At 53.2% G+C, this 25027-nt stretch carries 27 protein-coding genes and 1 pseudogene; 12 read left to right on the forward strand and 16 right to left on the reverse strand.

Translation table 11 applies throughout. The features are described 5' to 3' along the window. Positions 1-69: 69 nt before the first annotated feature. From ABLU78_RS06970 to ABLU78_RS06980, 3 genes are read right to left on the reverse strand one after another with little or no spacing between them, the layout of a single operon-like run. A complete protein-coding gene (locus ABLU78_RS06970; RefSeq protein ID WP_015705749.1) occupies positions 70-1206 on the reverse strand; it encodes an HlyD family secretion protein in 1137 nt (378 codons plus the stop codon). Between the two features lie 9 nt (positions 1207-1215). After that, complete coding sequence (locus ABLU78_RS06975) at positions 1216-1566, reverse strand: DUF3302 domain-containing protein (protein WP_015705750.1); 351 nt, start codon at positions 1564-1566, stop codon at positions 1216-1218. 37 nt (positions 1567-1603) lie between these two features. Beyond that, complete coding sequence (locus ABLU78_RS06980; RefSeq protein ID WP_047057946.1) at positions 1604-1867, reverse strand: hypothetical protein; 264 nt, start codon at positions 1865-1867, stop codon at positions 1604-1606. A gap of 137 nt (positions 1868-2004) precedes the next feature. Here ABLU78_RS06980 and ABLU78_RS06985 point away from each other — a divergent pair, with 137 nt between their 5' ends. Next, entirely contained in the window at positions 2005-2940 is a 936-nt protein-coding gene (locus tag ABLU78_RS06985; protein WP_015366200.1) for a LysR family transcriptional regulator, read from the forward strand. 42 nt (positions 2941-2982) lie between these two features. Here ABLU78_RS06985 and ompW read toward each other — a convergent pair whose 3' ends face one another. Beyond that, positions 2983-3621: an outer membrane protein OmpW gene (ompW, locus tag ABLU78_RS06990; protein ID WP_015705753.1), complete on the reverse strand. Its 639-nt coding sequence runs from the start codon at positions 3619-3621 to the stop codon at positions 2983-2985. A gap of 269 nt (positions 3622-3890) precedes the next feature. On the opposite strand from ompW, the gene ABLU78_RS06995 reads away from it, so the two are divergent. The 5 genes from ABLU78_RS06995 to yciA all read left to right on the forward strand — a co-directional run bounded on the left by ABLU78_RS06995 (position 3891) and on the right by yciA (position 8636). Continuing rightward, the gene (locus tag ABLU78_RS06995) at positions 3891-4304 is read left to right on the forward strand and encodes a YkgJ family cysteine cluster protein (RefSeq protein WP_015366198.1); all 414 of its coding nucleotides are present in this window, start codon (positions 3891-3893) and stop codon (positions 4302-4304) included. 27 nt (positions 4305-4331) lie between these two features. After that, positions 4332-5075 carry a YciC family protein gene (locus ABLU78_RS07000; protein WP_015366197.1) on the forward strand — a complete coding sequence of 248 codons (744 nt, stop codon included), beginning with the start codon at positions 4332-4334 and terminating at the stop codon, positions 5073-5075. A gap of 51 nt (positions 5076-5126) precedes the next feature. Beyond that, entirely contained in the window at positions 5127-5666 is a 540-nt protein-coding gene (locus ABLU78_RS07005; RefSeq protein ID WP_015366196.1) for a septation protein A, read from the forward strand. Positions 5667-5952: 286 nt separating this feature from the next. Then, positions 5953-8136, forward strand: coding sequence for a TonB-dependent siderophore receptor (locus ABLU78_RS07010; RefSeq protein ID WP_015705755.1), 2184 nt, complete (start codon positions 5953-5955; stop codon positions 8134-8136). A gap of 101 nt (positions 8137-8237) precedes the next feature. Beyond that, positions 8238-8636: an acyl-CoA thioester hydrolase YciA gene (yciA, locus tag ABLU78_RS07015; RefSeq protein ID WP_015705756.1), complete on the forward strand. Its 399-nt coding sequence runs from the start codon at positions 8238-8240 to the stop codon at positions 8634-8636. A gap of 33 nt (positions 8637-8669) precedes the next feature. Here yciA and ABLU78_RS07020 read toward each other — a convergent pair whose 3' ends face one another. After that, positions 8670-9206, reverse strand: coding sequence for a YniB family protein (locus ABLU78_RS07020; RefSeq protein WP_015705757.1), 537 nt, complete (start codon positions 9204-9206; stop codon positions 8670-8672). Between the two features lie 151 nt (positions 9207-9357). Here ABLU78_RS07020 and hxpB point away from each other — a divergent pair, with 151 nt between their 5' ends. From hxpB to ABLU78_RS07035, 3 genes are all read left to right on the forward strand, one after another. Further along, on the forward strand, positions 9358-10026 hold the full coding sequence (hxpB, locus tag ABLU78_RS07025) for a hexitol phosphatase HxpB (RefSeq protein WP_015366193.1): 669 nt from the start codon (positions 9358-9360) through the stop codon (positions 10024-10026). Between the two features lie 127 nt (positions 10027-10153). Further along, positions 10154-10744 (forward strand): metal-dependent hydrolase, encoded by a 591-nt coding sequence (locus ABLU78_RS07030; RefSeq protein ID WP_015705758.1) that lies wholly within the window; start codon positions 10154-10156, stop codon positions 10742-10744. Between the two features lie 133 nt (positions 10745-10877). Continuing rightward, a complete protein-coding gene (locus ABLU78_RS07035; RefSeq protein WP_015366191.1) occupies positions 10878-12269 on the forward strand; it encodes an L-cystine transporter in 1392 nt (463 codons plus the stop codon). A gap of 58 nt (positions 12270-12327) precedes the next feature. Here ABLU78_RS07035 and cedA read toward each other — a convergent pair whose 3' ends face one another. Continuing rightward, positions 12328-12600, reverse strand: coding sequence for a cell division activator CedA (gene cedA, locus ABLU78_RS07040; RefSeq protein WP_071596072.1), 273 nt, complete (start codon positions 12598-12600; stop codon positions 12328-12330). A gap of 172 nt (positions 12601-12772) precedes the next feature. Between cedA and katE the strand changes: the two genes are divergently transcribed. Then, positions 12773-15031, forward strand: a complete 2259-nt coding sequence (gene katE, locus ABLU78_RS07045; RefSeq protein ID WP_048228874.1) for a catalase HPII — start codon at positions 12773-12775, stop codon at positions 15029-15031. Positions 15032-15071: 40 nt separating this feature from the next. Here katE and chbG read toward each other — a convergent pair whose 3' ends face one another. The 8 genes and pseudogenes from chbG to osmE form a co-directional block, all read right to left on the reverse strand. Beyond that, the gene (gene chbG / locus ABLU78_RS07050) at positions 15072-15830 is read right to left on the reverse strand and encodes a chitin disaccharide deacetylase (RefSeq protein ID WP_015705760.1); all 759 of its coding nucleotides are present in this window, start codon (positions 15828-15830) and stop codon (positions 15072-15074) included. Between the two features lie 12 nt (positions 15831-15842). Then, positions 15843-17189: a 6-phospho-beta-glucosidase gene (locus ABLU78_RS07055; RefSeq protein ID WP_015705761.1), complete on the reverse strand. Its 1347-nt coding sequence runs from the start codon at positions 17187-17189 to the stop codon at positions 15843-15845. A 102-nt stretch (positions 17190-17291) separates the two neighbouring features. Beyond that, entirely contained in the window at positions 17292-18131 is an 840-nt protein-coding gene (gene chbR / locus ABLU78_RS07060; protein ID WP_026612280.1) for a transcriptional regulator ChbR, read from the reverse strand. Between the two features lie 12 nt (positions 18132-18143). After that, a complete protein-coding gene (chbA, locus tag ABLU78_RS07065) occupies positions 18144-18491 on the reverse strand; it encodes a PTS N,N'-diacetylchitobiose transporter subunit IIA (protein ID WP_047036930.1) in 348 nt (115 codons plus the stop codon). Between the two features lie 52 nt (positions 18492-18543). Then, positions 18544-19902, reverse strand: a complete 1359-nt coding sequence (gene chbC / locus ABLU78_RS07070; RefSeq protein WP_015366184.1) for a PTS N,N'-diacetylchitobiose transporter subunit IIC — start codon at positions 19900-19902, stop codon at positions 18544-18546. An 11-nt stretch (positions 19903-19913) separates the two neighbouring features. Beyond that, positions 19914-19979: pseudogene (locus ABLU78_RS07075) on the reverse strand (hypothetical protein); the annotation flags it as partial. Between the two features lie 70 nt (positions 19980-20049). Then, positions 20050-20370 carry a PTS N,N'-diacetylchitobiose transporter subunit IIB gene (chbB, locus tag ABLU78_RS07080; RefSeq protein ID WP_015366183.1) on the reverse strand — a complete coding sequence of 107 codons (321 nt, stop codon included), beginning with the start codon at positions 20368-20370 and terminating at the stop codon, positions 20050-20052. A 275-nt stretch (positions 20371-20645) separates the two neighbouring features. Next, a complete protein-coding gene (gene osmE, locus ABLU78_RS07085; RefSeq protein WP_015366182.1) occupies positions 20646-20984 on the reverse strand; it encodes an osmotically-inducible lipoprotein OsmE in 339 nt (112 codons plus the stop codon). Positions 20985-21279: 295 nt separating this feature from the next. Here osmE and nadE point away from each other — a divergent pair, with 295 nt between their 5' ends. Both nadE and cho read left to right on the forward strand, forming a co-directional pair. Then, a complete protein-coding gene (gene nadE, locus ABLU78_RS07090; RefSeq protein WP_015705762.1) occupies positions 21280-22107 on the forward strand; it encodes an ammonia-dependent NAD(+) synthetase in 828 nt (275 codons plus the stop codon). A 101-nt stretch (positions 22108-22208) separates the two neighbouring features. Next, positions 22209-23072 (forward strand): excinuclease Cho, encoded by an 864-nt coding sequence (gene cho, locus ABLU78_RS07095; RefSeq protein ID WP_015705763.1) that lies wholly within the window; start codon positions 22209-22211, stop codon positions 23070-23072. Between the two features lie 92 nt (positions 23073-23164). Here cho and spy read toward each other — a convergent pair whose 3' ends face one another. Then, on the reverse strand, positions 23165-23647 hold the full coding sequence (spy, locus tag ABLU78_RS07100; protein WP_015705764.1) for an ATP-independent periplasmic protein-refolding chaperone Spy: 483 nt from the start codon (positions 23645-23647) through the stop codon (positions 23165-23167). A 367-nt stretch (positions 23648-24014) separates the two neighbouring features. Next, positions 24015-24977, reverse strand: coding sequence for a succinylglutamate desuccinylase (gene astE, locus ABLU78_RS07105; RefSeq protein WP_048228878.1), 963 nt, complete (start codon positions 24975-24977; stop codon positions 24015-24017). Positions 24978-25027: the final 50 nt, after the last annotated feature.

Below are 25027 nucleotides of genomic sequence, written 5' to 3' on the forward strand. Positions count from 1 at the left end.
TTGCTCACATTGCTTCCAGTATTTTTGCCCGCGTTTATCGCGGGCTTTTTTTTGATTCAACTTCAGCTTTTAGTGGTCGAGATACAGATAATGCAACCAGCTGGTCATCCGTAACAGCACCTTACGCATCACCGACACGTGGGCAAAATGGTCGGTATACACCGCCGCCTGGGCACTGACCCCATCCGGTAAATGGGCAAGATCGCGGCTCGCCGCCAGGTCAATCATCACATAAACCCCTTCCCGACCAGGCGTGGCGCTTAAACCCTGTAATGCGCCGCTCGCCTGGTAACTGCCGTCGGGAATGGTTGGCAGTACCTTTGTGACCTTGCCGGCATACACCTGCCCCGGTAAGCCATTAAACACAACCTCTGCCTCGTCCCCCTGCTCCAGGCGCAGGATGGCGTTCTGGCGAAATACCGCCACCACCTGGCGTTTCTGCTGCGGAATAAAAATCATCACCGGTTTGAACGGCAGACGAACTGCCGTGGTTCCCGGACGCGCCAGCACCTGAGTGACATAACCATCGCTGGGCGCGCGGAATACCGTCTGTTCAAGGTCATAACGCGCCTCGGCAATCTGCGATTTCAGGCTGGCGATTTGCGCATCCTCGCCATTGAAACGCGCCGAAAGTCTTTCGAACTGCTGTTGATACTGGGCTTTAGCCGCCCGCAGGGCCGCAGATTGCGCTTGATATTGCTGCTCGGCGTGATTCACATCCTGCTCGGAAAAAGGATTTACCGGCATCGACGCGCCTTTCGCATAGCGCTGATAATCCTGACGGGCGCGTTCATATTCCGCCGTCATCTGCTGGACGTTGGCGGCGGCTTCACTTAATGCCGCTTTCCGGGTTCTGATATCCGCTTCGGCGGCACTAAGATCCGCCTCCAGTTTATTCAGTCGCGCACGATAACGGCTATCATCAAGACGAAACAGCACCTCGCCTTTGCGTAATAACACATTCGTTTTATCGGTAACTTCTACGATGGCCCCCGACACCTGCGGCACAATCGGAATCGACAATGCTATTTTTTGCGCGCGGTCGGTATACGGGTGATTATAATTCATGGTCAGAATTAGCGCGCCGACAATAAACACGCCGCCAAGGACTGCCGTTGGCACCGTCCATTTATTAACCGGGATACGGAAAATTTTAAATACGCCATAGGCCAATGCCACATAGCTCAGAATAATGAGTAAATCCATACATTGGCCTCAGCGTTTATTTGACGAGTTTGTCGTAACAGTTATCTGTTGTTCCTGCAGACGCTTGAGCTCGCTTTCAAGTTGCCTGATTCGCTGATGCATTTCGGCGTTATCTTCGAATTTATGCGCCATTCCCCACCCGCGCTCGGGGCGATACAGTGTCGCCCAGATCCACAACAGCGGCCAAATCGCATGTAGGGTGAACAGGCTCACCCAGCCGGCGACATGAATTGCATCCTGGTGAGGATGCTGGCGTTTCTTGGCCAATAAATAGGGAATATCATGAATAATAATAATGCCGTAAAATAAAATTAAAAACACGGCAATTAACACGCCTAAGGCGAAGTAGTCGAGAAACATAATAACACCTGGTAATAAAAAAGGTAAACCGTACTAACTACGCTGTTTTATAATTAGCAATGCCACTCACTGTAATAGTGCGGCTGTGCCGGGAATAATCATTTTCCGACTGATAGACCAAATATTGATAACGGTAAAAATCAGTACTTTTATCTTTCCGGTATAATATCTCTTCCGCCGAAACCGATAGTCCCTTGATAATATCGTCATATTCAATATGTTTTTCTTTTTCGGTTACGCTGGAAGCGCACGCCGCCAGCAGCAACATTGCAGATAACGCAGCCATTGTTGTTATTTTCATCGAATTATTTCTCTATATTTTTCGGCTGTAATAAATAATCCACGCAAATAATACCCAGCTACTCGCCAGAAGTCATATGACAATGACGGCAAAGATGTATATCATTTTTGATATAGCAAACCAAAAGAACCAACCTTGTGAAAGAAAAAGACCTGCGCATTGACGAACTCCGCATCGTTCGCATGATTGCCGAAACGGCAAGCGTGAGCAAAGCCGCCCAACTACTGGACATGCCGCAGTCGAATGTGTCGCGGGCGCTGAATGCGCTGGAACGGCGCCTGGGGCTGGAGATCTTTATCCGCCATCCACGGGCGTTAATCCTGAGCGAGTTTGGCGAGCAGTTCCTGCGCCGGGCGGATATTCTGCTGGATAAGCATAATGATCTGCTTGATATGTCCGGTACCTGGAAACGCAGCCTCAACGGCATGGTGACGCTCGGCGCGCCGATCGGCATTCAGGCTTTCCTTGCCCGATACCTTTTGCCGCCGGTGCTACGTTCGGCGCCGGAATTAACCGTCAATATTCTCACCCGCAATCCCGACGAGCGCGAACAGAAACACGGGACGCTTTTTGATAGCGATTGCGATCTGCTGATTAGCTTTTTCCAACCGCAGGACGAAAGCCTGATCGCAAGGCCACTCACTCGCTTTCGCATGGGGCTGTTTGCCTGCGCGGATTATATTGTGCAGTCGCCCCTGCACGATGTTGATGAGCTTGCGCAGCACCGCTGCATCACTTTGCGTACGTTGGGCGGGATCCGCAACAGTTGGCATTGCTATAACGCCGCGGGTGAGAGTATTCAGGTAGAGGTCAACGGTTCCAGCGTATGCGATAACATTTTGCCGGCTATCGAGCTTGCCAAGCAGGGCCTGGGCATCGTATATGCCCCTTTTTACTCCGTCGCGGCGGAATTAGAAGCGGGTACGCTACAGCCCTGTCTGCCACGAGAACGCGGCGTGAATATGCAGGCGTGGTTGATTTATCGTCAACGAGGCGTGTTGCCGCATCGCGTGCAGGTGATAATGGATAGCATTATGGAAAGCGCCAAACTGCACGCCCATCGGTTGGTCTGAAGAGGATAAAACTGGCCGCGAACGGCCAGTTTTTTTAAACCATTAGAACCGATAACCGGCAGAGAACATAAACACCCACGGGTCCAGACGGGTACTGACGGTCTGATTCTCTCCGTTAGCTTTAAATTTCACGTCGGTGTCGATATCCATGTACCACACTGACATGTTCAGCAGCCAATTGCGGTCAATCAGATAATCCAGGCCAACCTGTCCTGCCGCGCCCCATGAATCCTTCAGGCTCAGGTCGGAAAGCCCGGCGTCCTTACCGGTATCGTTGAAATCATTGTTAAAGAAGGTTGTATAGTTAATACCGGCGCCGACATACGGGCGCACTTTGCTTTGCGCATCGCCAAAGTACCACTGCGCCATCAGCGTCGGCGGCAACTGGTGTACGGTGGCGATGGTGCCGGTCGGCCCGGTACCGACCTTGTGGCGGAACGGCGTTGCCGCCAGCAGTTCGATACCGATATTGTCGGTCGCCATATAGGTAAAGGTTAAACCTAACTGGGTGTTATTACTGACGTTAAAACCGCCGAGACTACCCAGTACGTTGTCAGAACCCTCAGTCGGGCGAACCGTCGCCGAACCCGCGCGAATAAAAAACTCCCCCGCTTCATGCGCCCAGGCGCTACCACCAGAAAGCGTACCTAAGATCAATGCCGCCGCTGCAATTTTCTTCATATCCATGTCCCCATTATGGTTTTTATCAGCGGCAGCAAATATACCTACAATGAGTTAGTTTTGATCTGTTTTAGATCACACCAGGCCATTAGATTTAACATTTATTGATCCAGATTAATTTTTGCAGCACTCAGTAACGTTCTGATTTGTCCTTACATCAATTTTTACCCGTGAGAAAAATTTTTGCGTCCCCCTCTTGTCGCCGATCGTGCGGATAGCTAATTTAATTGCCGACAATTTGTGTTGATGCGTTTTTTTCAGGTGTAATTATGAGTGAAATCAACCCGTGCATGACGTGCGGTGCCTGTTGTGCGTATTTTCGAGTCTCCTTCTATTGGGCTGAAGCCGACGACGCCGGCGGCGTGGTACCTACGCAGCTCACCGAACCCCTTACCCCTTTTCTGCGCTGCATGAGCGGCACCAATCAGCGACAAAGCCGCTGCACAGCCTTAAGCGGCGAAATCGGCGAATCGGTACACTGCACCATCTATCATCAGCGGCCTTCCCCCTGCCGCGAGTTTGCTATGTCAGGCGAAGGCGGCGAACTCAACGAAGCGTGCGATCGCGCCCGTGCCCGCTACGGCCTGCCGCCGCTGGGAACTCTTTACAAAGATATACTTACCGTGACAGCGGCAGAGACTGCTACCCAACCACGTTTTGCGGTACAATCCCCGGCTAGTTAAAACACCTGCAAGACTCAAGGAGAATGCATGTCTATCACGGCGAAGTCCGTCTACCGTGACACGGGGAATTTTTTTCGTAATCAGTTCGTTACTATTCTGCTGATTGCGTTGTTATGCGCGTTCATCACGGTAGTCATTGGCCATGCCTTTTCGCCCAGTGACGAGCAGTTATCGATCCTCAGCGAGGGCGATAACCTGGCGGGCAGCGCCGGCTTGTTTGAGCTGGTGCAGAACATGACGCCGGAACAGCAGCAGATCTTGCTGCGCGCGTCGGCTGCCTCAACCTTCTCGGGGCTGGTGGGGAATGCCATCCTCGTCGGCGGCGTACTGTTGCTGATCCAGCTGATCTCCGCCGGGCATCGCGTCAGCGCGCTGCGGGCGATCGGCGCCGCGGCGCCGGTTCTGCCGAAGCTGTTGCTGCTTATCCTGTTCACCACCTTCGTGGTACAGATGGGGATGATGCTGGTGCTGGTGCCGGGCGTGCTGCTGGCGATTGTCCTGGCGTTCGCGCCGGTGATGCTGGTGCAGGATAAAATCGGCATCTTTAGCGCAATGCGCGGCAGTATGCGTCTGGCGTGGGCTAATATGCGTCTGGTGGCGCCAGCGGTACTCGGCTGGCTGCTGGCAAAAACGGCGCTGCTGCTGCTTGCTTCAAGCTTCGCAACGCTGTCGCCAAACGTCGCCGCCGTGGTCATTAATACCATCAGCAATCTGTTCTCTGCGCTGTTGCTGATCTATTTGTTCCGCTTGTATATGCTTATTCGCAACTAACTTTAATCTGGGCCGGGTATTCCGGCCCTTCCTGAACGACGGAATTGATGTATGAAGCAGTTTCTCGATTTTTTACCGCTCGTAGTCTTCTTCGCTTTTTATAAGATTTACGATATCTACGCCGCAACCACCGCGCTGATCGTCGCCACCGCGGTGGTCCTCATTTATAGCTGGGTGCGCTATCGTAAAGTTGAAAAGATGGCGCTGATCACTTTTGTGCTGGTCGCCGTCTTCGGCGGTCTGACTATCTTCTTCCACAACGATGAATTCATTAAGTGGAAAGTGACCGTCATCTACGCCCTGTTTGCTGGCGCCCTGCTGTTCAGCCAGTGGGTAATGAAAAAACCGCTTATCCAACGCATGCTTGGCAAAGAGCTGACGCTGCCGCAGCAGGTGTGGTCACGGCTGAATCTGGCCTGGGCGCTGTTCTTTATTCTCTGCGGGCTGGCCAATATCTACATCGCGTTCTGGCTGCCGCAGAATATCTGGGTCAACTTCAAAGTCTTCGGTTTAACGGCATTGACCCTGGTCTTTACCCTATTGAGCGGCGTCTATATCTACCGCCACATGCCGCAGGACGATAAGCACTAATACCTCTTAACGGTACGCGCTGGCCGGCGCGTACCGCCTCCCTTGTGCTTTTCATTTCTTTTCTCTACCTCCTATCCCGTTCAGTTCAAATTTAACTTCCGAAAGAGTGGGTAAGCCACCTCTTATTACGCCATTCCCCAACGGCTCGCCTTCACGCTTTCTTCATCAAACAGGAAAAATTGCGCCAATTGTGAGGATTTGATGAAGTTTCGTCTCGCCTGATTGTAATGATAATGATTATTATTAATATTCACGTTCTTGTTTTATTTTGATACGGATATTTACAATGAGAACGAACACCGCATTCCCCCTCGCTCCCCTTACCTTCATTATCGCCAGCTTCTTTTCAGCGGAGAGTTTGGCCGAAGAAGCCGAACAGGATACTGAAACCATGGTGGTCTACAGCACCGCCGAAGAAGCGTTAAAACAACAGCCCGGCGTTTCGATTATCACTGCCGACGATATTGCCAAAGAGCCGCCGGTGAATGACCTGTCAGAAATCATCCGTAAGATGCCCGGCGTGAATCTGACCGGCAACAGCGCCAGCGGTAGCCGCGGTAACAACCGTCAAATCGACATTCGCGGGATGGGCCCCGAAAACACGCTGATTTTGATCGATGGCGTACCGGTTACCTCACGAAATTCGGTACGTTACAGCTGGCGCGGTGAACGCGATACCCGCGGTGATAGTAATTGGGTACCCGCTGAAATGGTTGAACGAATTGAAGTCCTGCGCGGACCCGCTGCGGCCCGCTATGGGTCCGGCGCGGCCGGCGGCGTGGTGAATATCATTACCAAACGACCAACCAACGACTGGCACGGCTCACTGTCGTTCTTCACCAATCAACCGGAGAATAACAAAGAAGGCGCCACCAACCGGGCCAACTTTAACCTCAGCGGGCCGCTGGCAGGCGATGCCCTCACCATGCGTTTGTACGGCAACATCAATAAAACCGATGCTGACGCCTGGGATATCAACCATGCGCAGAATGGCTCATACGCCGCCGGTCGCGAAGGCGTGCGTAATAAAGATATTAACGCCCTGCTGTCGTGGAAAATGACCCCACAACAGATCCTCGATTTCAACTATGCCTACAGCCGCCAGGGCAATATTTATGCCGGCGATACCCAGTACAGTAACGGCAACCTTAGCCCCAATGGCCTGGTTGATTCACTCTACGGCCATGAGACCAACCGCCTGTATCGCCAGTCGTGGGGGCTAACCTATAACGGAATTTGGGATTGGGGACAGTCAAAAGCCGGCGTTTATTATGAAAAAACCAATAATACCCGCCTGCAGGAAGGATCAACCGGCCGCGTCGAGGGGATGATCAATAGCGATGAATACGCCACCAGCCGTCTGGAATCATGGCGCTCCACAGGCGAGTTAAACATTCCTTTCTATTGGTTGGCAGATCAGACATTGACGCTTGGCATGGAGTGGAACCGCGACGAACTTAACGACCCGGCGTCAATGCAGGCCACAGACGTGAGCGGTGAAACCATCGCCGGCACCAGCGGCAACGCCGCCGATCGTAGTAGCAAAAACAGCGCTACGTTAACCGGGATCTACCTGGAAGATAATATCGAAGCCACGCCGGGAACTAACATCATTCCCGGCCTGCGTTTCGATTACCACAACCAGTTCGGCAGTAACTGGAGCCCAAGCCTCAACCTTTCGCAGGCATTAGGTGAGTGGTTTAAAGTCAAAGCCGGTATCGCACGGGTATTTAAAGCACCGAATTTATATCAATCCAGCGAAGGTTATCTGCTCTCCACCCGCGGCAACGGATGCCCGAACGCCATTGCAACAGGCAGTTGCTATCTGCTCGGCAACCCGGATCTGGATCCGGAAATCAGCATCAATAAAGAGCTTGGGCTGGAATTCAACGCCGGCGGCTATAACGCCGGGATCACCTGGTTCCGTAATGATTACAAAAACAAAATCGTCTCCGGCACCGAGGTGCTCGGCTACACTTCCAGCGGCAACAACATTCTACAGTGGCAGAACGGCGGTAAAGCCGTAGTGGAAGGACTGGAAGGGACTGTGCTGATCCCATTGATTACCGACACCCTGAACTGGCGCACCAACGCGACCTGGATGATTAAATCGGAAAGTAAAGATACCGGCAATCCGCTGTCGGTGATCCCGAAATATACTATCAATACCATGCTTGACTGGCAGGTAAACAGCAAACTGTCGGCTAACATAAACTGGACGATGTATGGTCGTCAAAAGCCGCGTCAGTACGCGGAAATTCGCAACGAGACCGGGGTTCTCGCCACCAATGAAGTCGGCGCTTATTCGATAGTGGGGATCGGCGGCAACTATCAGTTGATGAAAGATATCCGCCTGAACGCTGGTATCAGTAACCTGTTTGATAAGCAGATTTATCGCGAGAATGCCGGCGCTTCAACCTACAACGAGCCGGGGCGCGCCTATTACGCCGGCGTCACCCTAAGTTTCTAAATAGCCGACGCCCGTACCGACGGGCGTATTCCCCTATTCTCTCTGCGCCGTTTTCATAGTAGCATCGCGCCTGATCTTCTTTGACTAGTACAGAGTATAGAATGACAACAACAGATCTCGCCCCGAAGGGCGAATTGGTTTTACGCACCCTGGCCATGCCGGCGGATACCAACGCGAACGGCGATATTTTTGGCGGCTGGTTGATGTCGCAGATGGATATCGGCGGCGCGATTATGGCCAAAGAGATTGCCCGCGGCCGCGTTGTGACCGTCCGTGTTGATGGTATGACTTTTTTACGCCCGGTCGCCGTTGGCGATGTCGTGTGCTGCTATGCCCGCTGCGTAAAACGCGGTAACACCTCAATCACCATTAATATTGAGGTATGGGTGAAAAAAGTATCGACGGAACCGCTGGGCCAGCGTTATAAGGCAACGGAAGCCCTGTTTATTTATGTGGCGGTAGACAATGAAGGCAAGCCGCGAGCGCTTCCTGCCGAATGATAAATGGCCCGGTTACCCGGGCCGTTTGTCTATTTACAGGAATCCAAGCAATGAGAAGAAAACATAGCCAATCACAATCACCACAATCGGCAGCACGTAAAGCGTAAAATACTGCTTCAGGATGGTATGACGCGGTACGACAATACGTTCGGCAAGCTGTTCACGAGACAGACCTTCCGCTCCTTTAGCCTGTTCCAGAATCAACTGATCTTCCACCCCTTCGCGTAGAAACTTCGCCTGGCGGCCCATCCGCGCGCCGGAAGCCTGCAACGCCATGCCAACAAACACCAGCGCGTAGATAATCCAGAAACCGATGTTCAACGCATGTTTGAACTCCGGCAGCGGCGAGTTGTACCAGAAGAAATTCAGGAACGGCGTATTAAAACGCACCATCTCAATCATCAGGTGGGCGAAATCCATCATCACCGCATCAATACCCGGTTTCTTTTCGCTATGCTCGTACATAAATTTCAGTACGGAAATCAGCGTAGACAGCACGGCTGGAATGAAGATGACCCATCCCAAAATGCGTTTAATGACCGCAATGCGTCCAGCTTGTTGATACGTCATGAGTTCCCCTTGTTTAAAACGCCAGACTCTCCATGCCGCCATAGAGTCAGGTATAAGTCTATCTTCGTCAGCGAATTTCGCCTGCTTCAGCGCGGTATGATATACCATATGGACAATTTCGTTATCTACTTACGCCAATGGAGAGGAACTTATGTCAGCGAAGCGCCAGATTCTTGCCGCTATTTTCGATATGGATGGCCTGCTTATCGATTCAGAGCCGCTATGGGACCGCGCAGAGCTGGAGGTACTGGACAGCCTCGGAGTGGATATTAGCCGCCGTGATGAATTGCCGGACCTGCTGGGGCTGCGCATCGACCTGGTGGTCGATTTGTGGTTTGCGCAACAGCCCTGGCGAGGCCCGGACCGCGCAGAGGTAACCGCCAGCATTATCCGCCGCGCCATTCAACTGGTCGAGGAGTCACGGCCGTTGCTGCCCGGCGTGCGTGAAGCCGTGGCGCTGTGTAAAGCCCAGGGACTAAAAATCGGTCTCGCTTCGGCGTCGCCGCTGCATATGCTGGAAAAAGTGCTGGAAATGTTTGAACTACGCGACCAGTTTGACGCGCTGGCTTCCGCCGAACATCTGCCATACAGCAAACCTCACCCCCAGGTCTATCTCGATTGCGCCGCTAAGCTTGGCATCGCACCGATGTCTTGCGTGGCGCTGGAGGATTCTGTTAACGGCATGATCGCCAGCAAAGCGGCGCGAATGCGCTCAATTGTGGTTCCGGAAGCAGAAAACAGCCGCGATCCGCGTTTTGTACTGGCCGATGTGAAACTGACGTCTCTGCAGCAGCTGACGGTAGCAGACCTGCGCGGCTAAGCGGCTTGCGCTGACATTGGCGTCGTCAAAATGTGTCAACCTTGTGACAAAGAGTTACACCGTCACCTCTTCCGTATACTGTATAAAAACCCTATACTGTATGAATTGACAGTTTAGGGTTTTTATCATGACGGCGGAAGGCCACCTCTTCTTTTCTATCGCCTGTGCGGTATTTGCAAAAAATGCAGAATTAACCCCCGTGCTGGCGCAGGGGGACTGGTGGCATATCGTTCCTTCCGCCGTGCTGACCTGCCTGCTGCCCGATATCGACCATCCGAAATCTTTCCTCGGCCAACGTTTAAGCTGGGTTTCCAAACCGGTAGCCCGCGCCTTCGGCCATCGCGGTTTTACCCACAGCCTGCTGGCGGTATTCGGCGCGCTGGCGCTGTTCTATCTTAAAGTGCCGGAGAGCTGGATTATCCCGGCCGATGCGCTGCAGGGTTTAGTACTCGGCTACCTCAGTCATATACTCGCCGATATGCTCACCCCGGCCGGCGTACCGCTGCTGTGGCCCTGCCGCTGGCGGTTCCGCCTACCGATCCTCGCGCCGCGCAAAGGCAATCAGCTCGAGCGCGCGCTGTGCATGGCGCTGTTCATTTACGCCGTCTGGATGCCGCAAAGCATGGCCGAAAATAGCGCCGTGCGCTGGTCATCCAATATGATTAATTCGCTGCAAATAACCTTTAATCGCTTTATTAACCATCAGGCTGAACGATAAATACGCCAAATGTTTTTTTGGTTATAACCCATTCCATTTGAGTATAAGAAAGCCATAAGGCCTTCTGCTACTCTTGGCGCCATAAGAGTTGGTTTCAGACCAACCCAGGTAACAAGATATCAGGAGAACGGGGATGAATTTTCCATTAATAGCGAACGTTGTCGTGTTCGCGGTTTTACTGTTTGCGCTGGCTCAAACCCGCCACAAACAGTGGAGCCTCGCTAAAAAAGTACTGGTCGGTCTCGTTATCGGCGTTATCTTTGGTCTCGGCCTGCAGCTGGTTTACGGCTCCGACAGCCAGGTTCTGAAAGATTCTATTCAGTGGTTCAATATCGTCGGTAACGGCTATGTGCAACTGCTGCAGATGATCGTTATGCCGCTGGTCTTCGCCTCCATTTTGAGCGCGGTGGCGCGCCTGCACAATGCCTCTCAGCTGGGTAAAATCAGTTTCCTGAGCATCGGTACGCTGTTGTTCACCACCCTTATCGCCGCGCTGGTCGGCGTACTGGTGACCAACCTGTTTGGCCTCACCGCTGAAGGCCTGGTGCAGGGCAGCGCGGAAACCGCCCGTCTGAACGCCATCCAGAGCAACTATGTCGGTAAAGTATCAGATCTGAGCGTTCCGCAGCTGATCCTGTCGTTTGTGCCGAAAAACCCGTTTGCCGATCTGACCGGCGCGAACCCGACCTCGATCATCAGTATCGTTATCTTCTCGGCGTTCCTTGGCGTCGCGGCGCTGAAGCTGCTGAAAGACGATGTGGAGAAAGGCCAACGCGTCCTGACCGCCATCGACACGCTGCAGGGCTGGGTGATGAAGCTGGTGCGTCTGGTGATGCAGCTGACCCCATACGGCGTGCTGGCGCTGATGACCAAAGTGGTTGCCGGCTCCAACCTGCACGACATCATCAAGCTCGGCGGTTTCGTAGTGGCTTCTTACATCGCGCTGGGCATCATGTTTGTGGTGCACGGTCTGCTGTTAGCCGTCAATGGCGTCAGTCCGCTGAAGTATTTCCGTAAAGTCTGGCCGGTGATTACCTTCGCCTTTACCAGCCGTTCCAGCGCGGCTTCTATTCCGCTGAACGTGGAAGCGCAGACGCGCCGTCTGGGCGTACCGGAATCCATTGCCAGCTTCTCCGCCTCATTCGGCGCGACGATTGGTCAGAACGGCTGCGCCGGTATCTATCCGGCAATGCTGGCGGTAATGGTAGCCCCGACCGTTGGCATCAACCCGTTGGATCCAATGTGGATTGCCACCCTCGTGGGTATCGTCACCGTGAGCTCCGCGGGCGTAGCCGGCGTTGGCGGCGGCGCCACCTTCGCGGCCTTGATCGTGCTGCCGGCGATGGGTCTGCCGGTCACGCTGGTCGCACTGCTGATTTCCGTCGAGCCACTGATTGATATGGGCCGTACAGCCCTCAACGTTAACGGTTCAATGACCGCCGGCACGCTGACCAGTCAGTGGCTGCGCCAGACGGATAAAGCCATCCTCGATAGCGAAGAAGACGCCGAACTGGCGCATCGCTAACGTTAACAGCCACAAAAAAGCCGCTGAATTTCAGCGGCTTTTTTATTTTCCTATGAGGTCATGCCTCTATTTCACCTTCCTGGCGAATCTGATTAGCCCAGCGCTGCGCCGATTCCGGCACGGTGAACGCCGGCGAGCGGCGGAAACGCTCGCCCATCAGTACAAAGGCGACATATTTGCCCCGCAATATCCAGACATCGCGAAAATGGTCCATTTTAACGGCATGATCCGGCGGCGCAGGCTCGACGCGCGGCACGTAGCTAATGATAGGGCGATTTTGTTGGCGCAATGATTTCATAACAGATGGATTCACTAAGCAAAGCGGGAACATAAACCCCTATCATAGCCGATTGCCCCCCTTTTCGTCGCCCCTCCTGGCACGATGCGCATTTTAGGATAACTCTATTCCTGCCTGAGCAGCATCCTCAGCACAATGTTCTATAGTTAGAAGGGTTTTGGTTTAGCAACGACCACTTTTAGCAATGAAAGCAGGAGACGAGCAGATGTCAGATAAGCACCACGACCCACACAGCCGACAGGCTCCGGTACATGATAGTGATGAAGCAAAACCGGGCCTCGATTCACTGGCGCCGGAAGACCGCGAGTGGCGCCCTACCCCCCAGCCAACCGCGCCCGGGGAGGAGCCGACGGCGCCGGGTAGCCTGAAAGCGCCGGATACTCACAGCATAAAATTAGATACCCTCGAGCCGCAGCGTAAAGGTGGTGAAAACTTTCCGCTGACCACCAATCAGGGGGTACGCATCGCCGACGATCAAAACTCGTTGCGCGCCGGCAACCGCGGGCCAACGTTGCTGGAAGATTTTATCTTACGTGAGAAAATTACCCACTTTGACCATGAACGCATTCCCGAGCGTATCGTTCATGCTCGCGGTTCCGCCGCACACGGCTATTTCCAGCCTTACAAAAGCCTGAAAGAGATTACCAAAGCCGATTTTCTGTCCGCGCCGGAAAAAATCACCCCCGTTTTTGTCCGCTTCTCCACCGTTCAGGGCGGCGCGGGTTCAGCCGATACCGTGCGCGATATCCGCGGCTTCGCCACCAAATTCTATACCGAAGAGGGCATTTTCGACCTGGTGGGCAACAACACGCCAATTTTCTTTATCCAGGATGCGATTAAATTTCCTGACTTTGTCCATGCGGTGAAACCCGAACCGCACTGGGCAATCCCGCAGGGACAAAGCGCCCATGACACCTTCTGGGATTATGTTTCGCTACAGCCGGAAACGCTGCATAACGTCATGTGGGCGATGTCCGACCGCGGCCTGCCGCGCAGCTATCGCACGATGGAAGGTTTCGGTATTCATACCTTCCGCCTGATTAACGCCGAAGGGAAGGCTACCTTTGTGCGCTTCCACTGGAAGCCGGTGGCCGGTAAAGCATCACTGGTATGGGATGAGGCGCAGAAATTAACAGGCCGCGATCCGGACTTCCATCGCCGCGATCTGTGGGAAGCCATCGAGGCTGGCGATTATCCGGAATTCGAGCTCGGCCTGCAGTTAATTCCGGAGGAAAACGAGTTCAATTTTGACTTCGATCTGCTGGATCCGACCAAGCTCATTCCGGAAGCGCTGGTGCCCGTTCAACGAGTCGGCAAAATGGTGCTTAACCGTAACCCCGACAACTTCTTCGCTGAGAACGAACAGGCGGCATTCCATCCGGGTCATATTGTGCCGGGTATCGATTTTAGTAACGATCCGCTGTTACAAGGGCGACTCTTCTCCTATACTGATACGCAAATTAGCCGCCTCGGCGGGCCAAATTTCCACGAAATTCCGATTAACCGCCCTACCTGCCCGTATCATAATTTCCAGCGTGACGGCATGCACCGAATGGAGATTGATACCAATCCGGCAAACTATGAACCCAACTCTATCAACGATAACTGGCCCCGTGAAACGCCGCCGGCGCCGAAACGCGGCGGCTTTGAATCGCTGGCGGAACGCGTTGATGGCGAGAAAATCCGTAACCGCAGTCCCTCGTTTGGCGAATACTACGCCCATCCTCGCCTTTTCTGGCTCAGCCAGACGCCGATTGAACAGCAGCACATTATCGGCGGCTTTAGTTTTGAGCTGAGCAAAGTGGTCAGAGTTTGGATCCGCGAGCGGGTGGTCGATCATCTGGCGCATATTGATATCGGGCTGGCGGAAGCGGTAGCCAACAATCTCGGTATCGAACTCAGCGATGAGCAGCGGAATATTGCCCCGCCAGCGCCGGTTAACGGCGTGGAGAAAGACCCGACCCTCAGCCTTTACGCCGATGTCGATGGCGACGTAAAAGGACGAATTGTCGCGGTTTTACTCAACGAGAAGACCTGTGCGCAGGATGTACTCAACCTGTTGCAAGCGCTGCAGGCCAGAGGCGTCCACAGCAAACTGCTCTATTCGCGTATGGGCGAAATCAGCGCCGATGATGGATCGCAGCTACCGATCGCCGGAACCTTCGCCGGCTCGCCGTCGTTGACGGTTGATGCGGTTATCGTTCCCGGCGGCAATCTGAGCAGCATCAGCGATAACGGCGATGCCCGCTATTATCTGCTGGAAGCCTATAAGCATCTGAAGCCCATTTTACTGGCGGGCGATGCGCGGCAGTTTAGTTCGCTGCTACAGGTGCCCGCTACGGGTGAAGAAGGGGTTATCGAATGCGACGCGATTAACACGCTTAGCGTCGATAAACTGCTGACGCTACTGGCCGCGCATCGCGTCTGGTCAAGAAGCAGTAAAGTTGCGGCCATACCCGCGTAACAAAAAGCCCGGCAGTTATGGCTGCCGGGCTTTCCTCTCTTTATACGTCGCGATAGTTTCCGAGCCAGTAGCCACGTTCCGCAATAGCGTACTTCAGTTCGCCGGACGTCAGCACGTCCAGTTCGGTCAGCCGCGGATAGCAGTAAGCGCTGCACATAATGGTGTTATCGACAAATGCCGGATGACACATCACTTCCAGCGAGTTTTCCTGCCGTTCAATCGACGCATCCAGCGTCTGCAGGAACAGCGCTTGTGAAACCGCTTCACCGTAAAATTCGCTGCTGAAGCCATCGCTACTGCGCGCCGCACCCTGGTCGAGGCCATTCAGCGCCGCCACCTGACGATCGATACGCAAAGCGACGCCCTTTTCGCGCGCAAAGGCGGCGACAATGGGATAGATCTGCGCGATCATATGCACATGGTGGTGGCTGTCGATATGCGTTGGTTCGCAACCAAACAGTTCGATAAAACGCCGGTACTGACACTCCAGTTCGTGGGCGATCTCATCCAGCGGCAGGCTGTCCTCTTCCGCCATCTGCCAAATCCATTTGCCCAACCGCCCGTCGCGGGTTAACCCCGGCATCGCCGATAATGGCTCGCCCAGTGTCAACACAAAGTGCATGCCCACCGCCAGCTCAGGCAGGCTACGGCTTAATTGGGCGGCGTGGCCGATAGCCGCGCCGTTGACCAACGCCGTAGTCGATGTCACCAGTCCATTCTTGCAGGCTTCGATAATGCCGTAATTCTGCCCTTTGCTCAGGCCATAATCATCGGCGTTAACGATCAATACGCGTTCCATCGGCCGCTCCCGTTACTGTTTCAGTTTTTCGATAGTCGCTGCAAAGTTCGGCAGCCACTTCTCATGGGCGAGGATCATCTCCCGCGCCAACTGCTCGGCATCACGATCTGAATGAATCAGCGGGCTTAAATTGAGCGCCAGCAGCACATCATTGAGCTCACCGCTCATTGCCGCCTGGCTGGCCGCCACTTCAAAGCCTTTGATGGTATAAATCAGCCCCAACACTTTTTCATCAAAATGCGTGATTCGCGGCGTGGGCTTCGCGCCGTCGCGGCCCAGCGTGCAGGTCATTTCTACCGCCCAGTCGGCCGGAATATTATCAACATGGCCATGGTGCGGAATATTCACATAGTGCTCGGCCTGTTTATCATTGTAGATGGCGTTAATCACCTCGCAGGCGGCATCAGAGTAGTAAGCGCCGCCGCGCTGCTCAAGCTCCCTCGGCTTAATGTTCAGATCCGGATTTTTGTACAGTTCGAACAGCTGCTTTTCAACCTTCTGTACGACCTGAGCGCGCGCGCCGCCTTTGTAGTACTCGCCCATCTCAATCGCCAGCATCTCTTTCGGCTTGAAGTAATAAAGCAGATATGAGCATGGGATCAGGCGCAGTGAGCGAATCAGCCCTTCGCTAAACGGCAGGTCGAAGATATTTTTCACCGAGTTCGCGGTCAGACGGCCAGAAGCCACGCCGTCCAGCAGTTCATCGAAGCGCGACACGCCATTGACCAGCACATCGCGAACGAACACCAGGTGGTTGAGACCGAACAGATCGATATTCAACTCATCGCTCGGACTCAGTTGCAGCACATCGGTAATAAACATCTTCATACCGATTGGAATGTTGCACACGCCGATAAAGCGTTTGAAATTGGTATGGCGGTATACCGCCTCGGTGACCATACCCGCAGGGTTGGTAAAGTTAATGATCCACGCATCGGGGCAAATTTCCTGCACATCTTTGACGATATCGAAAATCACCGGGATGGTACGCAGACCTTTAAACAGACCGCCCGCACCGTTGGTTTCCTGGCCAAGATAGCCATGGCTTAGCGGGATACGTTCATCTTTTTCACGCGCTTTCAGCTGGCCAACGCGCAGTTGCGTGGTGACGAAATCCGCCCCTTCCAGCGCCGCGCGGCGATCGAGAGTTTTGTAGACTTTCATCGGCACGCCGGCTTTTTCCACCATCCGCTGGCACAGTGCATGGATGATATCGAGCTTTTCCTGCCCCTCTTCCACGTCCACCAGCCACAGTTCCGTTACCGGCAGCTCATGATAGCGTTTGAGGAAACCTTCCAGTAATTCCGGGGTATAGCTGCTGCCGCCGCCGATAGTCACGACTTTTAATTTCTGGCTCATATCTTTCTCCCTTAGGCGCTACGCGTAGACGTAGACCGCTCTCCGCATAAATGCGGACAGTTAACTTGAATGAATAAACCGCGCGGTAAATACCGCTGCGAGTTAATTAATATTGGTCAGTTGTTTGCGATAACTGCTTGGCGTAAATGAGGTCAGCCTTTTGAACGTTTTAATAAACAGACTTGGGCTGCTATATCCTGATTCATACGCAATATCAGTGACCGAATAGTTGGTGATTTCCAGCTGTTTTTTCGCGAAATTGATGCGGATATCATTAATGATCTGCATCGGCGTCTTACCATAATAGCGCTGGGTCGCCCGGGTTAAATATTCTTGCGTTTTCCCGGACAATTGCACCATATTTTCCAGCGCGCTTTCGCCAAATTTATTTTTATCGTGCATATCCTCTACGGTATTTTTCAGCCAGTGAGGGATCACATCTTCAACGGGCTCTTCACGATAATGACGTAAGCGGTTAATGGTGTAAAACGAGACCAGTTCAATAAATTCGTCAAATTCAGTCTCGCGAAAATTCAGTGAAGCAATAACCGACTCGATATAACTGAGAAAGGCACTTTGCACCGCATAGACCTGAGAGGCGACCAGCCCGAACGGCAGCAGCGGCAGATAATGTTTCTCAAAGAAGCGTCTGCTGATGCCAACGTTAAGAATGCGCGTCGCACCAAATTCATAAAAGCTCTGATGGTGCGACCCCATTGGGATGAAAACAAAATCCCCGCGCTCCAGCAGCACCCGTTTGCCATTAATTTCCTGATAATAGCGCCCGGTTAAAACGATAGTGAACTCGTAGTAATCATGCTGGTGAAGCCCGCTCACGCTCTCCGTTTTGTTATAGATGACCACATGAAAGTTTTTCCCGTTGAAGAGCTGTTGTTCCCTGGCGGTACTGATCTCTGTGGTCATCATTTTCGGCTGCCTCATCGTTCGGATAGCCTATTGTACCTTCTCGTGCAGGTCGATCAATTCGGCCACCAGTTCACGGGCCAGCATTGAGGTCATCAGATGATCCTGCGCATGAACCAGCACCAGACTCACCTTCATTTTGCCCTCGCCTTCATCGCTTTCAATAAGCTGGGTCTGGACGCGATGCGCTTCACTCAGCGCCATCCGCGATTGCTCCATCATCGATTTCGCGGCGGCAAAATCTCCCTGCTTCGCCTGCTTCAGCGCCGCATAGGCCAGGCTACGCGCCTGTCCGGAGTTGATAATCAGCCCCATCACCACCTCTTCGAGGTCATTTTCCGGGGTTTCTACCGCGTCGATGTTATCCAGATCAAACATAATATTTCCCTCGTTTCTCAGGCGGTACGGGGAGAGCCCGTACCGCTCGACATCAGAATTTCAGTGCGTTAGCAATATCTTCTTCGCTTTCTTCCTGCTCGATGGTGCTCTGCGCTTTGTTCGACAGGATAACGAACGGCAGGTACACGGCAGTAGCGACACAAAGGTTGAAGAGCGCGACCAACAGGGCAGCAACGCTACCATTACTGTTAAAGAAGGCCCCCAAACCGGTTGGCATCGTCCACGGCGCCAGGTTAGTCACCGGTGGGATTATGCCCAGGCTGTAAGCTGCCAGCGTAATCGCGGCCAGAATCGGTTGTACCAGCACGAACGGGATGAACATGACCGGGTTCATGATGATCGGCAGACCGAACAGAATTGGTTCGTTAATCTGGAAGATGCCTGACGGCAGCGCCAGCTTAGCGACCTGACGATGATCGGCGCGGCGAGAAGCGATGAAGATGGCGATAATCAGACCCAGCGTCGCACCGGAACCACCCAGCAGGATGTAGGAGTCGAGCATCGGCTTCGCCCAGAAGTGGAACTGTTTGCCGGCTTCAATGGCCGCGTCGACAGAGCCATACTGGTTATACAGCGCGATGTTTTCCAGCGCCCACGGCGTCATAATGCCGTTATCCAGCGCCGTCAGCGCCAGCGAACCGTGCACCCCGAAGAACCACAGCAGGGAGTTAAAGATAACGTACGCCCAGCCAACGACGCTGCCCATCGCCGCCAGCGGCGTGGAGATGGAGTCCATGATGATCTGATGGAAGTTGCTGCCGTAGTTTGACAGAATCCACGAAATAATGCCGAAGACCGACAAAATCAGGAAGCCCGGGATCAGCGCCGAGAAGGAGCGCGATACCGATGACGGCACGCTATCCGGCAGTTTGATGACCCAGTTGCGGCGAATGACAAAGGTGAACAGTTCCGCCACCACCAGGCCGATAATCATCCCGGAGATGATGTTCTGCCCGCCGAGCCAGTTGGCGCCGACGGCATAGGCTTCACCCACGCTATAAGGCGTGACGGTCATAAAGGCGGCGACCGCCAGCAGACCAGCTGCCATAGGGTCGACTTTACGCTCTTCGGCCAGCGCGGCGCCGATAAAGAACGGCGCCATCAGCGACATAATGCCCAATGTACCGTTGTAAACATTACCGCCGATGGCTTTAAAGCCGTTTAAGGTTTCAATGGTGGAGGCATCCAGGCGAATCCCCATTGAATAAAAGAAAGAACCTTCACCAAAGCTCAGAAAAACGTTGTTGATTAATACGAACATGGCCCCGGCGAGGGTCAGCGGCATTAATTTAATAAAGCCGTTTTTAATCGCATTAATGTGCGGTTGCTTTCCTATTTTAACTGCAAAAGGAAGGAGTACCTTTTCAAGCGAATCGATCACTTTACTCATAGTCAATACCCTTAAAAGCCGCAATAAAATATTACGGCGATGATGTATGAAATTACTCTTTGACGGGAAAATAAACTGTTGAATATAGTGGCGGCTAGTATTAATTAACCACCAGACGCCAAAATATCGCGAGTTTAAAAAATAAAATTATTGTGCTGCAGCTTTCTTAATGGCCGCGACGGCCGCCTTCAATACACCTAAACCATCGACTTTTCCGTACAGAATGGAATCGATTACCTCTACCGGCTTGTTTGGCAGCAGACGTTGAATTTCCGGCAGCATATAAGCGATTTGGGGTCCTAATAATACAACATCAGCTTCCGGTCCTTTTTCACCGGCCAGCGTTTCAGGATACGCTTCAATAATTACCGGGACTTCATACTTTTCCGCCTGGGCGCGCATTTTGGAGACCAGTAATGAAGTGGACATGCCAGCCGAGCAGAACAGATAGATATGTTTCTTTTCCATGAACGCTTCCTCAATGTGTAGGACCTGGGCTTCAGCAATGGCTGAGAGCCGGTAAGACTGGTAACTTGCGGTTAGTTTTGTTTATGCATTGAGTATACGGCAACATTTGGCGGCAGGATAATTCCCTGTTGAACAGAATTGTCTCTCATTGACCTCGCGTTTTGACTACCCTCACATTTCCCCCAAATAATTCGCGCAATTAAATAAGCATTAGCCGCCATAAAAAAGCCCGACCAATAGTCGGGCTTTCGTAGCTCTCAGCTTGTGACGCGTAGTTATTTGTTGTTACGCGGATCGGTGTCGTACTCGGCGCAGGTCTGGTAGCCGGAGTTCATCACGTGGCCGGTCTCGTCCAGCGCGACAAAGTAGGTTTCAATTTTACCATCCCGTTGACCCAGGATATAAGTCTGGCAGGTTCCGCGCGCGTGAATCATGGTGACTTCAGACGACGGTTTACCGGCAATCTGCATAACCTGGCTACGGGTCATGCCTTTTTTGACATCCTTAACAACTGGCTGTGTGAACTGATCTTTGGTGCGGTCATAGGCCGTACACCCTGCCAGCATGGTTAATACTGCTGCTGCGCCCATCAATCCTGCTAATTTTTTGTTCATATTCCGTCCTCATTATGTAATCGGCGTGTTTTAAGCCTGGAATAAAAAGCGTTATTTTTCAAGCCAAACGTCGAATTCATGTAAATTCAGAACTTTTCTGGTAACCAGATGTGTGCAAAAAATCAGCGACGGAACATACTCCACTACCGATGTTTTCCCGCACCATAAATAAATGCTATGCCATTGGTTGCCTTCTTTTCCGTCAGTCAGCGGTACCAGCCTTGTCGTTTCAGCAGCAAAGAGGTAGTTTTAGACCATGCTGGTTGCCATACAGGCTCACTTTCCGGAGGGCGTAATGACGCTTCAACAACAAATTATTCAGGCGCTGGGCGCGAAGCCGCAGATTGATGTCGAAGGCGAAATTCGCCGCAGCGTGGATTTCCTGAAATCCTATCTGCAGACCTATCCGTTCATTAAATCACTGGTGCTCGGCATTAGCGGCGGCCAGGATTCGACCCTTACCGGCAAACTGTGCCAGATGGCGATCAATGAGCTGCGGGCTGAAAGCGGCGATCGCAGCCTGCAATTTATCGCCGTGCGCCTGCCTTATGGCGTCCAGGCCGATGAGCAGGATTGCCAGGATGCCATCGAATTTATCCAGCCCGACCGCGTGCTGACGGTCAATATCAAAGGCGCGGTGCTGGCCAGCGAGCAGGCGTTGCGAGAAGCGGGTATTGAGCTGAGCGACTTTGTTCGCGGCAACGAGAAAGCCCGTGAGCGAATGAAAGCGCAATACAGTATCGCCGGCATGACCAAAGGCGTGGTTGTGGGAACAGACCATGCCGCAGAAGCGATCACTGGCTTCTTTACCAAATACGGCGATGGCGGTACCGACATTAACCCTATCTTCCGTCTCAATAAACGTCAGGGCAAACAGCTACTGGCGCAGTTGGGCTGTCCTGAGCACCTTTATATGAAGCAGCCGACCGCCGACCTCGAAGATGACCGCCCTTCTCTGCCGGATGAAGTCGCGCTAGGCGTGACCTACGAAAACATTGATGACTATCTGGAAGGCAAAACCCTGGACGAGAACATCGCCAAAACCATTGAAGGCTGGTATCTGAAAACCGAGCATAAGCGCCGCCCGCCAATCACCGTCTTCGACGATTTCTGGAAGAAGTAACGACTTCCCGACACCCCGGCCAGCGCCGGGGTTATTTTTTGTCCTTTTCGCCGCAAAACTCGCCTGCTATACTGGATGCATGAACAGTATCAGGAGTTGTTGTGGCCAGAAAACAATCTGCCCCGCGTCTGGAGTTTGAAGCGGCGGCAATCTATGAGTATCCCGAACATTTGCGCCCATGGCTGGAGGCCTTGCCAAAGCTGCCTGGGGTGTATCAGTTCCATGGTGAAAGCGAGACGCTGCCGCTTTATATCGGTAAGAGCGTGAATATCCGCAGCCGGGTGCTGTCGCATTTGCGTACCGCTGATGAGGCCTCCATGTTGCGCCAGGCGCGACGCATCAGTTGGCAACGCACCGCCGGTGAATTAGGCGCGCTGTTACTTGAAGCGCGGTTAATTAAAGAACAGCAGCCGCTGTTTAATAAACGACTGCGGCGTAATAAACAGCTCTGCTCCTGGCTGCTGGAGTCGGGTAAACCGCAAGTTGTGTATGCGCGAGAAGTCGATTTCTCCCATCAGCAGCACCTGTACGGCCTGTTCGCTAACCGCCGCGCGGCATTACAGGCGCTACAAACCATCGCCGATGAGCACCGTCTGTGTTATGGCATTCTGGGGCTGGAGCCGCTGAGTCGCGGGCGCGCCTGTTTTCGTTCCGCACTGGGGCGCTGCGCCGGCGCCTGCTGTGGTAAAGAGCGCGTCGAAGATCATAACCAGCGGCTGCTGGCGCAAATGAGTAAGCTTCAGCTGGTGTGCTGGCCGTGGGCGGGTCCGGTGGCGTTGGAAGAGCGCGGCCCGGATATGGTTCAGTACCATATCATTCATAACTGGCTGTGGCTGGGCGCGGTAGATTCACTGGCGCAAGCCGCTAAACTCACCACACTGCCTGCCGGTTTCGATCACGATGGCTACAAGATTCTTTGTAAGCCATTGCTCAGCGGTGAGTATCCGCTGCACCTTCTTGGCTAATGATTTCGCAAACGTAAAAAACCGCCGGCCCTGCCCAAAGCCTTAATGGCAATGATTGGGCAAGACCGGCGGTCTTCATTCCGCGCGCTGAGTTACTCAGCAGGTGCAGGCATTTTACCTTCCGGCGCTTTACGTTCTGTCAGATGCTTCTCAAAATTCGCATTGAACTGTTTTTTCTGTTCCGGCGTCAGGATGTTGTAAATCTTGTTCTGGGTTTCCATGCGGGAAAGCATCATCTCTTTATGCTGTGCTTCCATCTTATCAATCTGCGCGCTGGCTTTCGCTTTGTCGAAAGTATCGCTGGCGATCAGATCGTGCATGGCGCGACGTTCGTCAAGGGACGGACGTTTCATGTTCTGGCGTTGGCTTTTCATGATGTCGCGAACCTGCTGCTTTTGCGCATCGGTCAGGTTCAGGTCTTTGAACATCATATCGTGATGACCCGGCATACCTTTATGGTGCATCATCGGTTTGCTGTCGGTTTGGGTGGTAGTGGTAGTATCGGCTGCGTGAGCCAGGTTAGCAGCACCCAGAGCCAGCGTAGAGGCAACAAACAGAGCAGTAATCTTCTTCATGGTTATGTCCTTACTATCAGTTATTCTGACGGCGCATTGCCGTGTTGACGAGATTAACTTTACGCGCTTTATCGTCAATTAGTCAGTGCAAGCGTAAAACAATGAAAGTGTAAAAAACATTTTCTCACCAATTGTGGAGAAAATAAGGAAAATGAGGAGGGATATGCAACAAAAAATAAATAACAGGCTGTTTTATAAGGAAACTGTGAAGATTATAAAACAGTGGAGATTAAAAACAAAGCATTTAACCAGGAATAATCTGCAAACCATATCAATGGCACAAATAAATAAGATCGGCGCGCAGCGATATTTCACTCGATATTCACAACCGCGAACGACAACGGCTGTGAATAGTTAAGTGCGGGAATTACAACCGTTCCAGCATCAGCCCAGCCCGTAGCCCTGGCGCCACGCCGGGGTTGGGAAACAGCACGTACTCTTGCGCCTTTTCGACGACATAGCGCGTTTCGCCATCCTCCGCCAGCAGCGTCCCGGCGCTGAACGGCGTAAAATTGAGCGTCTCCCCCGACATATGCAACTGGAACTGGTCACTGTGGCGGGTGATCTGCTGCACCACCCGGTAGCGCAGCGGCGCAGTCGCTTCTGCCACCGCCAAATCGCCCACCAACAGCCTGCTTAACGCCCGCTGCGTCGCTGAGAACTGGGTTAAATCGTTGTCGCCAAAAGGCAGCGCTTTGCCCAACTCCAGCGTACAGGCCAGCGCGGCAAAACGTTCGCAGCTAAAGTGGGTAAAGGTTCCCGCCGGTTGTTTATGGAACACCAGCGCCTCCAGCCCGGCCGCGCCAAGCCAGCTGAGAAAATCTTCGCTCCACGGCTCCTCGCGTGCCGGCAACACCCCAAAGCGCGGATGCAGCGAGCCGCGAATAGCGGTATGCATATCCAGATGCCAGCGCACGCCATGGCTATCGCTAAAGAAACGCGTCACAGCGCTTTCCAACTGCCGCGCCCGCACCGTTTCCCCACTGGGCGCGAACTTGCGCCAGCGTTCGCCGAACATGCGGTTCATATCGCTATCGAGATAGCGTTTATTTTGCCGCAGCGCCGGCGGGTTGCCGAATATCACCAACACACGCCAGCGCAGCGGGAGTTCGCCGCTAAACAACTGCTGAAGCAAAGCGTTGACTATCTCCACCGGCGCGGTTTCATTGCCGTGAATACCGCAGGAGAGTACCAGTGAACGTTCGCAGCGCGCATGCGGGGTCAGCAGCAGGATGCCGCAATCGATCCAGTGCCAACGAAAATGGGCGGTTTCGCCATGAAAATGATGCGGCCAGCGCCCCGCCAGAGTTAGTGCCAGAAAGTCGTCCACGACGCCTCCTCTATTACTGAAACGGATCGAGGAAAACTCGCAGGGCCGAG

This window comes from Klebsiella sp. JN_Kp122 (assembly GCF_040062085.1).
Classification (GTDB): Bacteria; Pseudomonadota; Gammaproteobacteria; order Enterobacterales; family Enterobacteriaceae; genus Klebsiella; species Klebsiella aerogenes.

Excerpts from the sequence above, each read along its gene's own strand:
- ABLU78_RS06970 (WP_015705749.1), bottom strand. The coding sequence starts at position 1,206 with ATGGATTTACTCATTATTCTGAGCTATGTGGCATTGGCCTATGGCGTA.
- ABLU78_RS06975 (WP_015705750.1), bottom strand. The coding sequence starts at position 1,566 with ATGTTTCTCGACTACTTCGCCTTAGGCGTGTTAATTGCCGTGTTTTTA.
- ABLU78_RS06980 (WP_047057946.1), bottom strand. The coding sequence starts at position 1,867 with ATGAAAATAACAACAATGGCTGCGTTATCTGCAATGTTGCTGCTGGCG.
- ompW (WP_015705753.1), bottom strand. The coding sequence starts at position 3,621 with ATGAAGAAAATTGCAGCGGCGGCATTGATCTTAGGTACGCTTTCTGGT.
- ABLU78_RS06995 (WP_015366198.1), top strand. The coding sequence starts at position 3,891 with ATGAGTGAAATCAACCCGTGCATGACGTGCGGTGCCTGTTGTGCGTAT.
- ABLU78_RS07000 (WP_015366197.1), top strand. The coding sequence starts at position 4,332 with ATGTCTATCACGGCGAAGTCCGTCTACCGTGACACGGGGAATTTTTTT.
- ABLU78_RS07005 (WP_015366196.1), top strand. The coding sequence starts at position 5,127 with ATGAAGCAGTTTCTCGATTTTTTACCGCTCGTAGTCTTCTTCGCTTTT.
- ABLU78_RS07010 (WP_015705755.1), top strand. The coding sequence starts at position 5,953 with ATGAGAACGAACACCGCATTCCCCCTCGCTCCCCTTACCTTCATTATC.
- yciA (WP_015705756.1), top strand. The coding sequence starts at position 8,238 with ATGACAACAACAGATCTCGCCCCGAAGGGCGAATTGGTTTTACGCACC.
- ABLU78_RS07020 (WP_015705757.1), bottom strand. The coding sequence starts at position 9,206 with ATGACGTATCAACAAGCTGGACGCATTGCGGTCATTAAACGCATTTTG.
- hxpB (WP_015366193.1), top strand. The coding sequence starts at position 9,358 with ATGTCAGCGAAGCGCCAGATTCTTGCCGCTATTTTCGATATGGATGGC.
- ABLU78_RS07030 (WP_015705758.1), top strand. The coding sequence starts at position 10,154 with ATGACGGCGGAAGGCCACCTCTTCTTTTCTATCGCCTGTGCGGTATTT.
- ABLU78_RS07035 (WP_015366191.1), top strand. The coding sequence starts at position 10,878 with ATGAATTTTCCATTAATAGCGAACGTTGTCGTGTTCGCGGTTTTACTG.
- cedA (WP_071596072.1), bottom strand. The coding sequence starts at position 12,600 with ATGTTCCCGCTTTGCTTAGTGAATCCATCTGTTATGAAATCATTGCGC.
- katE (WP_048228874.1), top strand. The coding sequence starts at position 12,773 with ATGTCAGATAAGCACCACGACCCACACAGCCGACAGGCTCCGGTACAT.
- chbG (WP_015705760.1), bottom strand. The coding sequence starts at position 15,830 with ATGGAACGCGTATTGATCGTTAACGCCGATGATTATGGCCTGAGCAAA.
- ABLU78_RS07055 (WP_015705761.1), bottom strand. The coding sequence starts at position 17,189 with ATGAGCCAGAAATTAAAAGTCGTGACTATCGGCGGCGGCAGCAGCTAT.
- chbR (WP_026612280.1), bottom strand. The coding sequence starts at position 18,131 with ATGAGGCAGCCGAAAATGATGACCACAGAGATCAGTACCGCCAGGGAA.
- chbA (WP_047036930.1), bottom strand. The coding sequence starts at position 18,491 with ATGTTTGATCTGGATAACATCGACGCGGTAGAAACCCCGGAAAATGAC.
- chbC (WP_015366184.1), bottom strand. The coding sequence starts at position 19,902 with ATGAGTAAAGTGATCGATTCGCTTGAAAAGGTACTCCTTCCTTTTGCA.
- chbB (WP_015366183.1), bottom strand. The coding sequence starts at position 20,370 with ATGGAAAAGAAACATATCTATCTGTTCTGCTCGGCTGGCATGTCCACT.
- osmE (WP_015366182.1), bottom strand. The coding sequence starts at position 20,984 with ATGAACAAAAAATTAGCAGGATTGATGGGCGCAGCAGCAGTATTAACC.
- nadE (WP_015705762.1), top strand. The coding sequence starts at position 21,280 with ATGACGCTTCAACAACAAATTATTCAGGCGCTGGGCGCGAAGCCGCAG.
- spy (WP_015705764.1), bottom strand. The coding sequence starts at position 23,647 with ATGAAGAAGATTACTGCTCTGTTTGTTGCCTCTACGCTGGCTCTGGGT.